Consider the following 12891-nt stretch of genomic DNA (forward strand, 5'->3'; position numbering starts at 1 on the left):
TACAACTTCGCCAAGCGACTCAAGACCCTCAAAGGCCTCACACCCTACGAATTCATCTGCAGGGCCTGGACAAAAGAGCCAGAACGATTCACCCTCAATCCGCTCCAGCAAATGCCGGGACTAAACAAGTAGAAAGCGATGAGATTAGAATGAGTTACGACAGCAAAATCAAACCTAGCGAAAAAACGGTTGTTCCGTCGGGCAAAACAGGCGTATAAGGTCATCATCCCAAAATTCGGTAATTTGGAAATCTCCGGCGGTGCCGCGCTGACGTTCCCACCTCACCCGTCCCGGCATTGCACCCCCGCCTCCATCCCTGTAAACGAACCGCGCTACCGTTGCCGGCCGCGCGTTCCCGCGGGCCGTCTTGCGGCGGGGCCTGTAGCTCAATGGTTAGAGCCGGCCGCTCATAACGGTCTGGTTGCAGGTTCGAGTCCTGCCGGGCCCACCACAAAATCGATGGGTTACCGGGAGTCATTTCGCCGTGGCGGAATCACCGCACCAGAAATGCTCCGGCTTGCTCGCCTAACAGTGAACTCTGGCTGTTCGCAAACTAGTCCGCGGCGTTCGATGCGACAACAGCCTCTCCTGCTCAATCGTAGATTCGGCGGCTTCATCGCGCGAATTAGCCAGCCGCGCCCTGTACCTTCTTTTGTCGACCGCCCCAGGTCCACTTTAGAAGCTGCATTGCCCGATTTAAGCGATATTCGCGCGCAATAAAGCATCCGCCATTTTCAGGTGGAGGTTCGCGATGTCCTCCAGGATCACTGGCGATGTCATCAACGCACTGCAGTACTGCCGGTTGAAGGCATATTTTCAACTGCATGGTGAGCAAGGGACCCAGTCGGAGTATGAGAAGCTGCTGATCGAGCAGCGGACCAATCTGCAGCCCAAGGCAATCGAAAGAATTCGGCGTGACTACCAAGAAGCCGAGTTGGTGACCGACCTTAGTCTCTCGGTAGCTAATCTTCGCAGGGGAGCTACATTTATTCTTGGCGCTTGCCGGGAAGACGATCGCTATGCTGTCCACTTCGATGCCCTTCGCAAGATCGATGGGCCTTCGGCACTCGGGGCCTTTCGGTATGAGCCGGTGCTGTTCTGTGCAACGCCCCGGGTTCGCGCTTTCGATCGCCAGCAACTTGCAGCACGCGCAGTTCTTTTAGCGAGAATTCAGGGCGCGTTTCCCAGCGGGGGAACCGTCTATCTCGGGCGCGACAGCGCGAGGACGAGCATTCGGTTCGGATCGACCCTGACCAAGGCAGAAAGTCTCCTCCGAGATGCCGAACGCCTGCAGCGTGCCGAAGCCTCACCGAAGCTAATGTTGAATGACCATTGCCGCATCTGCGCGTTCCGCGACCGTTGCCGCGATCAGGCCGTCCAGGAGGACAACCTGAGCCTTCTACGTGGTATCGGCGGCAAAGCGATCAAACGATACGCTCGCAGGGGCATTCTCACACTAACTCAACTCGCGCATACCTTTCGGCCCCTGCGGCGCGGTAAACGCGCCGATATCCCGCTCACCGGACGAGACCACGCATTACATGCACTCGCCATTCGGGACCAAACAATTTATGTGCTCGGTGCACCCACAATTCCAACGGCAAAGGTTCGTATCTATATTGATATGGAGGGTGATATCGAAGATGGATTCATCTATCTGATCGGACTCGTTGTTTGCGCAGGTGAACGCGTCGAGCACTACTCATTCTGGGCCGATCATAAGAAAGGGGAAGAAGACATTTTCGCGCGATTCCTCGACGTTGTTTCGCGATATGACGCACCATGCCTCTACTCCTACGGCAACTACGAGCGAGCCTTCATCGCGCGCATGCGACGCCAAGCCCGGTACAAGAAACGCATTGATGAAATTTTGTCCGCACTCACCAACGTTCTCACGATCATCTATCCGCATTTCTATTTCCCAACTTGCTCGAACGGCCTCAAGGAGGTGGGAGGCTGCCTAGGCTGCCGCTGGACCGAGCCCGACGCGTCGGGCATCGCCAGCGTCGTCTGGCGCAAGAACTGGGAAAAGACCGGCGACGCCTCATGGAAGGCGAAGCTGATCCAATACAATCTCGAAGACTGCGAAGCGTTGCGCAGGGTTTGCGCCTTCCTGAGTGAAGCGCCAAACTTCGATGCCAACAGCAAACCAGAGGCAACGCCACGCGTGGCATCAGTTGCGCAGCTCGACAAGCTGGCGCGGACAGTCACTTGGTCGAAATTCGTACATGCCGACTTTGAGTTTGTGAATAAGCGGGCCTATTTCGACTACCAGCACGTCACGTATTCGTTCGAACGAAAAAGCCCACTCCGCGGAAGCGGGGCTCGAATGCTAAGCGCCGGCGGTGGCAAAATCGGGATTTGCGGGTTACGCACCGAATGGAAATCACAGCGACCCGCTGCCCGGACTGCAAGAGCAAAGATATCATACCACTGGACGCGAAGCAGCGGCCGAAGGGACTGCAAACGAGGCGCAAGCGCGCGATCGATCTCGTCATCACACCGGCAGCAATCCGCCGGAAGGTGGTAGAGTTCAGGACTGCCGCCTACCGTTGCGAGTGTTGCGAAAAATGCTTCACGCCGGAGCGCTACGACCGCTTAACGCGGTACTTTCATGGTTTGATGAGTTGGTTCGCTTACCAGCACATTACCCACAGGCTCGGCGTCAGGTCGCTTGCCGCGCTGTTTTATGAGACCTTCGGCGTCCGTGTGAACTTCTGGGAATTCACCGATTTCCGGCATCTGCTCGTCCACAAGTATCGTAAGACCTACAACATGCTCCTGGCGCAATTGATCGCTGGGCCGGTCCTGCACGTCGACGAAACCGAGATCAAGTTGAAGGACGGCGGCGGATATGTCTGGGTGTTCGCAAGCACCTCAGCCACAGTCTACATCTTCCGACACTCACGGGAGGGAGAATTTCTACGGCAAATGCTCAAGGACTTCAAAGGCGTGTTGGTCTCAGATTTCTATTCCGCGTACGACGGGCTTCGCTGCTCGCAGCAACGTTGCCTTATCCACCTGATGCGCGACATGAACAGGGCGATTCTCGATAACCCATTTGATCAGGAACTCCAGTCCATTACCGAGCCATTCGGCGCCCTTTTGCGGTCAATCGTCACGACCATCGATCAACACGGTCTCAAGCGGCGCTATCTGCAGACGCATGCTAAGGCGGTGGGGGCATTTTTCGATGCGCTGGCGGAGCGGTTCTATGAATCCGATTCCTGCAAAGCTTTACAAGAACGGCTACTCCGCAATCGCCAGCGCCTATTCACGTTTCTGCAGCATGACGGCGTTTCATGGAATAACAACTTGGCGGAGAATGCTATCAAGCGCGTCAGCGATTACAGGGAGGATGTCGGGCGAAGCGTCAAAGCAGCCGGCCTTGCAGAGTATTTGGTGTTGCTAAGCCTTTTTCAAACCTGTCGCGTTAGAGACATAAGCTTTCTGAAATTCCTCTTGTCGCGGGAACACGATATCAACGCCTTCGCAGCGGGAAAGCGTCGGCGGCGACGAACACCGCGCGTTGAGATCTATCCAAAGGGCTATTTGCCCCCGTCGATCGTTTCGCTTCGTCGGGGAAAAAGTAGACAAGCCAGCGACGTGATGGCCCCGGAAAACGAGTGACCGCCGGGCCGAAATCCAGGCGAGCAGCAATTATACGCACTATTCGCATCATTTTCAGATATTGCAGTTAGAGACCACAGTGCATATATTGGGTTCGGAAAGGACCCGCTATGACCGCCCACGTCCTGCAATTCGTCGAACTCTCAGACCGGGACCGCAAGACGGCCAAAGTCTTCGGCAAGCTCGGCAAGGGCGATCAAGTCGAGGTCCGGGTCCGCCGCAAGTCGGGCGAGGATCAGGTCATCAAGCTGCCGCCGGAGGCTGCGGCGTTGCTTGAGACTGCACTTGGCCATCTTCTCCAAGGCGAACGTGTTGCCGTCCTCGCGGAGGATCGGGAACTCAGCCCGAACGACGCGGCTGACATTCTAGGTATCTCCCGACCTCTCGTCGTGCATCGCATGGACGTCGGCGATCTGCCATTTCGATATGTAGGCAAACATCGCCGTACACGACTGAAGGACGTATTGGCACTGAAGTCACGGATTGAGGCCCAACTGGCGGCGATGGAGGCGCTCGCCGAGGACGCCGAGGATCTCAGGCGACGCCATGGCGTTTGAGCCTTCGGTCGCCGTCTTCGACGCTTGCATTCTCTATCCCTTTCATCTCAGGAATATCGTTGTCCAAGCCGCAGTGGATCGCCTTGTCGAGGCGCGCTGGACAGACGCAATCCATGAGGAATGGATCCGAAACTTGACGGCCATTCCCACAGAGCGTTTGCAGGTCACCCGGCGGTTAATGGAGAATGCGCTTCCGACGGCCATGATCAATGGGTACGAGGAGCACATTCCAACCATAACCCTGCCTGATCCGAACGATCGCCATGTTGTCGCGGCGGCCATCACCGCCAAAGCGTCGCTGATCCTCACCTGGAATTTGCGGCACTTTCCACCAAGCGAGCTGAAGAGATTCGGTCTTCGAACGATAACTCCGGACGAATTCCTCTGCGTCCTTTTCGACAACGGCTCAGATCTGGTGATCGGCTCTCTCGCGAATGCCCGGCGGAATCTGAATAAATCCCGGGTCTCAGCACCAGACTTCATCCACATTCTTGAGAGTCAAAGACTCGTCCAACTCGCGAAGTTGGTCCGGAAGCACGTTTCCGATCTGTAGGCGCGAGAAGCGACTCACCTCCCTTAGCGTAACGGTAGCGGAAACACCGCACCAGTTTCGCACCAGAATCGACCTGGTCGAAAAGCAACGAACGCGATCGAACTCAAACGAAAACACAGCAAGATCAACGAACCTGATCGATGTCCCGTCGCTCATAACGGTCTGGTTGCAGGTTCGAGTCCTGCCTGGCCCACCAGCCTTCGCTCGCTTCGCGAGCTTCGGCTCGGCAAGCCAGCACCACGAACTCCAAGCGAAGTAAGCGAAGGCTGTCGCGCCGAATCCCGTAGGGCGAAGGCGGACCGATCATGACCTACCGTGGCGCAGCCACACGGAGAGCGAGGGCGAAGGGTGCTGTCCGGCATAGCTGGAGCGAAGCGGAAGAGAAGCCCTTTCCGGCCCCAGCGAAACGCACTGCCAAGGTCCGCCGAGTTTTATGCACTGTCACCATAATTCCAAAAAAGAAGACCGCCTCAAGGCGTTCCTCCGTCGAGGATTTATGCTGCGATCAGGCTCAGCGCTGCGCTCTTCCGCCGATAGGCGATGAGTCCGAGGCTGCAGAAGCCGAGCAGCATCATTGCCCATGTCGATGGCTCGGGAACCGCAGGCGCGGGTGCGACGGCGTCTATCGAGAAAATGCCGCCATCACCGCTTGTAAAGAAAGCGAGCGGGTCTTGGTAAAGCGCGGACGATGAAAATATCTGCAAGTTTGCACTGTGCTGACCGGCCAGAAGAGTATTCGCAAAGTCAAACGTAATCAGATTGCCATTCGACGATCGGCTCGCACTGGTTGCGAGGACACCGTTCGCTCCCGATCCTCCGCAAATCGATATTCCACATTCTTTTACAGATGCTTGATAGCCTGAATAGCCGTTGATGCCAAATGCCGCGACGCTTCCCGCCGTCAGATGGATTTCATAGTCGAAATAAAGTCCAGGATGAAGAACTGAGGGCGCGTCTGAGTAACGAATGACACGTTCGCGTAGCGTGCCAGCGAGTAGTCCGTCCAAAAACGAGAAGCTTTCAGTTTTGTCAAATAGCTTTGTCTCGGGGATACCATCGCCTGAGCTGCCGCCATTTGGCAACGGGCTAACCGTTGAGCCGGATGTCAGTAACGTAGGTGAGACTATGGCAGCGTTTGCCGGCGTCAGAGAAGCCGAAAGGATCAACAAGCTCCCACAAGCAATGAAATCCAGCACTTTTCGCATGAAAGGCTCCAATTTGAACGTGTCGCTAAAAACAGCCTTGCGAGCGCAGACACAGTGCGTCGGCCCCCAACTCTTCCCCTGGGCGATCTGAATGACCCCTCTCAGCAATGCGACATACCGCCAATGAGCCGGTTGCGCAATTAGTAGGCAGCACGTTCTGGTTCGAAGTAAATCGAGACACCTTGTGGTTTTACACGACGGGGTGATGTCCGGCATCTCCCAAACATGGTAAGCGTATCGGGCGCGGGACGAGGCGGGATGAAGCTAAATGAATGGCCGAGAATTCACGTCCGAGAAGCTTGCGAATGCGATTTCTGACATCGGCGAGACAATCGTCGAGCCGTCAGCCTGGCCGATCGTTATGGACAAGATCTCCGGCGCGATTGGCGCAACCGGTGCATTTTTGATTCAGGCAGATGTTCGCACCCCGGATGTGCCGAGGACCGCTTCTCTTTGCGATTTCGTCGACGACTACTTCCGCCATGGCTGGCATACACGCGACGTTCGCGCGGCCCGAGGTGCGCCACTATTGCTGTCCGGGCACTCTGTTGTCGTCGATCAGGACATTCTGACCAAAGAAGAGATCGCGCGTGAGCCCCTTTACAATGAATGCAATCTGAAACACGGCCTCGCGTGGTTTGCTGGAATCAAAGTTTGGACGGGACAGGCTTTGTGGGCAATGGCCATTCAGCGTTCGGTCAACGCAGGTCCGTTCTCGGAGACCGAGAAGGGCTTATTGGGCACGTTATCTCGCCCACTGAGCGATGCGGCCAGCCTCTCTGCGCTCATGGGATATACCGCGATAAATAGCGCTACGAACGCCCTGGGAGTTGTTGGAGAAGCCGCAATCGCTATCGGCCGGAAAGGTGAAGTGCTGGGTACCAATTCCGCGGCGGAGATGCTTTTTGATCAGGAGTTCTTCGTTGTCGGTAGGCGTTTGAGGATCAAGGATAGTGAAGCAAATCGAGAGTTTCAGGACCTTTCAGATCGACTCACGTCGAGTTCTGATACGGAGCCGCTTCGCGCAACGCCGATCATTGTACGCCGAACCGGGAAGGCACCACTTGTCCTTCGTGAGTTTCCTATTCACGGAGCAGCACGGACCCCGTTTTTGGGAGCGCGGTCTTTGCTTATCTGTGCCGCAACTGACCAATCCACCACCTTCGACCCTTCCTTGCTCTCGAGAGTTTACGGGTTGACTCAAGCCGAAGCTCGCGTTGCGGTTATGATTGCTGCTGGAAAGTCCGTCGAGGAGGTCGCCTCGCACCTGAGGCTCTCACGTGGAACTATTACGACACAATTGAAAGCGGTGTTCCAGAAAACTGACGTTCACCGCCAGTCTGAGCTCGTAGCTTTGCTGGCGCGGTTTCGTGACTATGGATATCGGTAGATCTTGGACTGACCAAAGTGGAGAGTCGGCCTGCATGTCCGATCCTGTGCGGATTTTGTTTGCGGTTGCCTAGCCGGCGCGAGCTGTGAGGCAGCCGTCGGCGCACTCGGAAATTAGGTAAGTGCGCTGCAATGCCCCGATCCGCTCTTGAGCGGTTCGAGAGCATCAGCGCTTTCCGGTGAGTAACGCACCAGGTCTCGTACCCCCGTTCAGCCCAGACCCTCGCACTTCAGCTCGCGCAGCGTCTTGTCGACCCAGGACGCATCGTGCGTGCCCGCCTTGATGTTCTCGATCTGCTTCTGCTCGGCCTGATATTTCGCGTTGGCTGCCTTCAGCACGTCATCCACGTCGCCAAACGGCACGCAGAGCAGTCCATCATCGTCTCCGATGATGAGATCGCCGGGCTCGATCACCATGCCGTCGATGGCGATCGGAACATTGATCTCGCCGGGGCCGTTCTTGTAAGGCCCGCGATGCGTGACGCCTGCCGCGAAGACGGGAAAATTCTGGCCACGGATGAAGCCGGCGTCCCGAACCGCGCCATCGATGGCGATGCCTGCAAGTCCGCTCTTGATCATTCGCATCAGCATCATCTCGCCGATCAGCGCGTTGGTGAGATCGCCACCGGCATCGACCACGATGACGTCGCCGGGGCCGGCCATGGCCATCGCCTTGTGGATCATCAGGTTGTCGCCCGGACGGGTCTTGACCGTGAGCGCCACGCCGGCCATCCCTCCGGCCTGATGCATCGGCCGAAGCCGCGCTCCGGCCGCCGTCATCCGGGACATGCTGTCGCTGACATTGGCGACCGGCAAGCGGGCAAAGCGTTCGACGATGTCGGCCGCGACTTTTCTTTGCCGGTTCAGAACTCGAAATCCTACGGACATGCGTGGTCCCTCTCGATGCTTGATGATGAAGCTGTTGCGTGTCTCAGTGCGTGAAGCCGAACAGTTCGGCCGGATTTTCCACCAGGATGCGCCGGCGGGTCTTCTCGTCCGGCGCCCAGTCGGCCAGCAGATCGAGCAGCAAGGCATCGTCCGGCTTGGTGCCGCGCTGGGTCGGATGCGGCCAGTCCGTGCCCCACAGGATGCGCTCCGGTGCGGCCTGCACATAGGCCCGGGCGACTTCGCTGGAATCTGCGTAGGGCGGACCGAGCTTGCTGTCCTCATAGGGTTCGGTGACCTTCACCCAAAGGCGGCCCTCATCCAGCATGCGGCGGACAGCGGCAAACGCGGGATGCCTCAGGCCGTCAGGCTGGGGAATACGCCCGAGATGGTCGATGACCACCTTGGTCGGCAGCGACCGGATGACCTTCTCATGAGCGACGATCTGATCGCCCGTCATCAGGATCTGCACGTGCCAGCCGAGCGGACTGACGCGCCTGGCGAGTGCGGCCAGCATCTCCGGCGTTGTCGTCCCCCAGGTTTGCGGCGAGACGAAATTGACGCGGATGGCGCAGACGCCGGCATCGGCCAGCGCACGCAGCTCTGCTTCCTCGACGTCGGTGGCGACGACCGCAACGCCGCGTGAGGAGGAGCCGAGCTGGCCCAGTGCGTCGGCGAGACAGCTGTTGTCGACCCCGTAGGTCGACGGCTGCACCACCACGCTCCTGGTGGTGCCGAGCCGGCGCTGGAGATTTCGATAGTCAGCCACGGTCGCACCTGGCGGAAAGCCCTGATGCCAATGCGGCGACACGGGAAACCGCCCGTCGTAAACATGGTGATGGCAATCGCACGCATCCGCCGGCGCATTCAAGCGAGGCGGCGCCGAGCCGGTGCTGTTGGGCACCGCCTGGTCGACCCCGCCGGCGAAGGCGCCCGTGCTCGCAGCCAGCAGACCAGCGAGAACGCCGCGCCTGTTGACGGTGTGCCGTGACGTCTTGCCGTGCGCGCTCATGATTTCACCGCCAGCATGTCGGCGGCCCGCGCGACATTGCGGCCCAGCACGAGCACGCAGGTCGCGGCCACGGCGCACAGCAGCGCCAGCGGCAGCATGCCGAGCACGAAGCTGCCGGTCTGCTCCTTGACGAGCCCGACCACGTTCACCATCAACCCGCCGCCGATCAGATTGGAGATCGCGTTGATCCCGGCGAGGCCGGCCGCGAGCGTGCTGGTCGAAAGCCAGCTCGCCGACAGCGCCCAGAACGGCCCCTTGAAGGCGTAGGCGCCGACAAGGCAGAACGTCACCATGACGATGGTCGGCGCGACCGCCGTTCCCGTCAGGCCCAATGCGGTGAAGCCGCCGGCGGCGAGCAGCAGCGGAATGGCCGTGTGCCAGCGGCGCTCGCCTGAATTGTCCGAATGGCGCCCCCACAGAACCATGAGCACGGTCGCGATGCCGTACGGGATCGCATTGACGAAGCCGGTCTGCAAATTGGTGAGGCCGAACGACTTCAGCAGCTGCGGCTGCCAGACCGACAGCACGCTGCCGGTGGCGGAGGCGCCGGAGCAGACCAATGCCATGACGAGAAAGTACTTGTTGGTGGCTAGCTGCCACAGCGAGAGATGACCGACCGGCTTGCGCGCGGCTGCATCCGCCGCCATGCGCGCCGTCAACCAATCGCGCTGCTCATTCGTCAGCCACGACGCCCCTTCGGGCCTGTCGGTGAGGACGAACAGGCAGGCCAGTCCGAGCAAGACGGTCGGCAATCCCTCCAGGATGAACAGCCACTGCCAGCCGCGCAGGCCAAGCGTACCGTCGAGCTCGAGCAAGCCGACCGACAGCGGTGATCCCAGGAAGGTCGCAAGCGGGATCGAGACCGTGAAGGTCGCCAGGATGCGCGCCCGATACCGGGTGGGCAGCCAATAGGTCAGATAGAGCACCGCACCAGGAAAGAAGCCGGCTTCCGCCGCGCCGAGGACGAAGCGCATCGCATAGAGCGAGTATGGCCCGATGACGAACGCCATGCACGCCGTCACCAGGCCCCAGGTGATCATGATCCGGGCGATCCAGCGCCGCGCGCCGAATTTCTGCAGTGCCAGATTGCTCGGCACCTCCACCAGGAAATAGGAGACGAAGAACAGGCTGGCAGCAAAGCCGAACATCGCGGGCGTGAGCCCGAGATCCTTGTTCATCTGCAACGCCGCGAAGCCGACATTGACGCGATCGAGCAGTGCGAAGAAGTAGCAGATCATCAGGAACGGCACGAGGCGCAGGATCACCTTGCGCATCGTCGCCTTCTCTAGCGGGTCGATGTCCGTTCGGGCTGCCGTCACGTTTCTCTCCCTTTTGTTATTGGTCTTATTCGGCTGCTTTCGCGCTGCTCTGCATCCTGGTCGCGATCGCTTCGATGGCGATCCTGTAGTTCTCGGGAACGACGCCCCTGAAATGCTCCTTCAGGCCGAGGCTGTCCTTCCAGCGCAGCCGCGCCGCCGTCGCCCGCGCCATCAAGGGCTCGATGCCGGCGTCCTCCACCGCCTCGGCCGCCATCTCGACCTCTTCGGTGCGACGCTTGGCATGGATCACGCCCGAGGGCGTCAGGCTCTCGACCGTGTCCATGAACGGACGCGTCAGCGTCTTCGAGGCCGAGGCCAGCACGGTTTCGTCCAAGCCGTAGGACCGGGCGGCCAGCAGCGTCTCGTCGATCAGCGCCTCGATGCCCTTGATCAGCACGGAGCGCAGGATCTTGATGCCCGAGGCCGTGCCGAGCTTGTCGCCGACGAATTCGATGCTCATGCCCCAGGGCACAAGCAGGTCGACCACACGCCGGCCGGCGGGGCCACTCGACATCATGTGCATCGCATAGCCGTGCTTGGGCGTGCCCATGATGGAGCCGTCGCCGAGCGTTGCTCCGGTGCCGGCGAGCCGTTCGGCGACGCCGTATTTCACCTTCGGCGTGGCCGAGGCGAAGTCGAGGAAGGTATGGCGGCCATCGAGCACCGGGGCGAACGCGGCGGCGCTTTCGAGCGACCTCGAGCCCGGCGTGACGCTGAAGATCAGCTCAGCGGCATCGGCCAATTCCTTGTTGGACTTGACCAGAGTGACGCCGGCGGCCTTGGCGCGGCCCTGGATCAAATCGGCATACGGACCGTCGAAGGCATATTTGTCGTAGCAGAAGATCTGCTGCAGGCCGGCTTCGCGCAACCCTTTGCCCAGCGTGCTGCCGATCTCGCCATAACCGACCAGACCGAGACGGAACTGCTTTCGTTCGCTCATTTTCAAATTCCTTTCGAGAGGGGTGCGATCGGGACCGTACGGCCATCAGCCGTTCCGGCCTGTCGCTGCAGACTGGCACCAACCAGACGGATCAGGATGGCGGCCAGGCCGAGAAACGCGGCGACCGAGATCAGGGCCCATGAGAAACTGTCGGTCGACTGCTTGATCACACCGATCAGATAAGGACCGACGAAGCCGCCGAGATTGCCGATCGAGACGATCATCGCAAGGCCACCGGCGGCGGCGCTGCCGGTGAGGAAGCTCGACGGGATCGGCCAGAAGGTCGACTGGTAGCACATGATGCCGATCACGGCGCCGCACAGCGCGACGATCGAGACCAGCGCGGACGATGTCGCATAGCCGCAGACGATCAGCGAGGCCGCGCCGACGAGCAGCCCCGATGCCACGAACCAGCTGCGCTCGCCACCTTTGTCCGACAGCCGAGCCCACAGCATCATCGCGATGGCGCCGCAGATGTAGGGAATGGCGGCAATGAAGCCGACGGTCACGACGCCGAAGCCGAGGCCTTTGATGATCTGCGGCATCCACAGTCCAAGGCCGACCGAGCCGATGATGGCGCAGAAATTGACGGCGGCGCAGGCGAGGACCCGCCAATTGACAAAGGCGTCCCTGAGACGGGAGGGATGTTTTGAGGCAATGGCCTCGCGCTCTGCCGCCAGCACCTCGACGAGCCAACGCCGCTCGTCAGGGCTCAACCACTTGGCCTGCTCTGGCTTGTCCGTGAGCGTGAAGAAGCAAACGACGCCCAGAAGTGTTGCCGGCAAGCCCTCGAGGATCAGCAGCCACTGCCAGCCGTGCAGGCCGCCCAGGCCGTCGAGGGTGAGCAGCGAGCTCGAGATCGGCGCGCCGATGATGTTCGCAATGGGGATGCCGAGCAGAAAGGCCGCAGTCGCCGTGCCGCGGATGCGCGCAGGAAACCAGTAGGTGAAATAGAGGAACACGCCGGGCGTGAAGCCGGCCTCGCCAAGTCCGAGCAGAAAGCGCATCGCGCCGAAGCTGACGGGGCCGACCACGAATGCCGTTGCGGCCGAGATCAGGCCCCAGGTGATCAGGATGCGCGCAATCCATTTGCGGGCGCCGATGGCCTGCAAGGCGAGGTTGCTCGGCACTTCCGCCAGGAAATAGCCGAAGAAAAACAGCCCGGCGCTCCAGCCGAATGCGGACGGCGAGATGCCGAGGTCGCCGTTCATCGTCAGGCTGGCAATGCCGACATTGACCCGATCGAGATAGGCGACGATGTAACAGAGCAGCAGGAAGGGCACGATCCGCCACAGCACCTTCGCGAGGATCTTCTCCTCCGCGGGTGTGAAGCCCTGTTGGACTGAAGCGGCTGTGACGCTTGCCATGGGTTCCCTCCGGGCGCCGGTGTTCTCCCGGCGA

Annotated in this window: 10 protein-coding genes, 1 tRNA gene and 2 pseudogenes; 7 read left to right on the plus strand and 6 right to left on the minus strand. The window is 59.9% G+C overall.

The features are described from left to right. The 6 genes and pseudogenes from G8O24_RS16610 to G8O24_RS16635 form a co-directional block, all read left to right on the plus strand. A pseudogene (locus G8O24_RS16610) lies at positions 1-132 on the plus strand (IS481 family transposase); the annotation flags it as partial. 243 nt (positions 133-375) lie between these two features. Further along, positions 376-451, plus strand: a tRNA-Ile gene (locus tag G8O24_RS16615). A 300-nt stretch (positions 452-751) separates the two neighbouring features. Further along, positions 752-2104, plus strand: a pseudogene (locus G8O24_RS16620) (TM0106 family RecB-like putative nuclease); the annotation flags it as partial. 275 nt (positions 2105-2379) lie between these two features. Next, positions 2380-3630 carry an IS66 family transposase gene (locus tag G8O24_RS16625; protein ID WP_244645878.1) on the plus strand — a complete coding sequence of 417 codons (1251 nt, stop codon included), beginning with the start codon at positions 2380-2382 and terminating at the stop codon, positions 3628-3630. Between the two features lie 110 nt (positions 3631-3740). Beyond that, a complete protein-coding gene (locus G8O24_RS16630) occupies positions 3741-4187 on the plus strand; it encodes a MerR family transcriptional regulator (RefSeq protein WP_188101050.1) in 447 nt (148 codons plus the stop codon). Further along, positions 4177-4740: a PIN domain-containing protein gene (locus tag G8O24_RS16635; protein WP_188101052.1), complete on the plus strand. Its 564-nt coding sequence runs from the start codon at positions 4177-4179 to the stop codon at positions 4738-4740. The genes G8O24_RS16630 and G8O24_RS16635 overlap by 11 nt, the downstream gene beginning before the upstream one ends. Before the next feature lie 494 nt (positions 4741-5234). Here the strand turns inward: G8O24_RS16635 and G8O24_RS16640 are convergent, their stop codons facing one another. Beyond that, positions 5235-5945, minus strand: coding sequence for a PEPxxWA-CTERM sorting domain-containing protein (locus G8O24_RS16640; protein WP_188101054.1), 711 nt, complete (start codon positions 5943-5945; stop codon positions 5235-5237). Positions 5946-6213: 268 nt separating this feature from the next. Between G8O24_RS16640 and G8O24_RS16645 the strand changes: the two genes are divergently transcribed. After that, a complete protein-coding gene (locus tag G8O24_RS16645) occupies positions 6214-7335 on the plus strand; it encodes a helix-turn-helix transcriptional regulator (protein WP_188101056.1) in 1122 nt (373 codons plus the stop codon). Positions 7336-7544: 209 nt separating this feature from the next. Here the strand turns inward: G8O24_RS16645 and G8O24_RS16650 are convergent, their stop codons facing one another. From G8O24_RS16650 to G8O24_RS16670, 5 genes are read right to left on the minus strand one after another with little or no spacing between them, the layout of a single operon-like run. After that, positions 7545-8222, minus strand: a complete 678-nt coding sequence (locus tag G8O24_RS16650; RefSeq protein ID WP_188101057.1) for an RraA family protein — start codon at positions 8220-8222, stop codon at positions 7545-7547. Between the two features lie 43 nt (positions 8223-8265). Next, positions 8266-9231: an amidohydrolase family protein gene (locus tag G8O24_RS16655; protein ID WP_188101059.1), complete on the minus strand. Its 966-nt coding sequence runs from the start codon at positions 9229-9231 to the stop codon at positions 8266-8268. Continuing rightward, positions 9228-10550 carry an MFS transporter gene (locus G8O24_RS16660; RefSeq protein WP_188101060.1) on the minus strand — a complete coding sequence of 441 codons (1323 nt, stop codon included), beginning with the start codon at positions 10548-10550 and terminating at the stop codon, positions 9228-9230. Before G8O24_RS16660 ends, G8O24_RS16655 begins: the two co-directional genes overlap by 4 nt. Before the next feature lie 25 nt (positions 10551-10575). Beyond that, the gene (locus G8O24_RS16665) at positions 10576-11490 is read right to left on the minus strand and encodes an NAD(P)-dependent oxidoreductase (RefSeq protein WP_188101062.1); all 915 of its coding nucleotides are present in this window, start codon (positions 11488-11490) and stop codon (positions 10576-10578) included. A gap of 2 nt (positions 11491-11492) precedes the next feature. Next, positions 11493-12857, minus strand: coding sequence for an MFS transporter (locus G8O24_RS16670; RefSeq protein WP_188101063.1), 1365 nt, complete (start codon positions 12855-12857; stop codon positions 11493-11495). Between the last annotated feature and the right edge of the window lie 34 nt (positions 12858-12891).

Origin of the sequence: Bradyrhizobium campsiandrae, from assembly GCF_014529705.1 — a bacterium.
Lineage (GTDB): Bacteria > Pseudomonadota > Alphaproteobacteria > Rhizobiales > Xanthobacteraceae > Bradyrhizobium > Bradyrhizobium campsiandrae.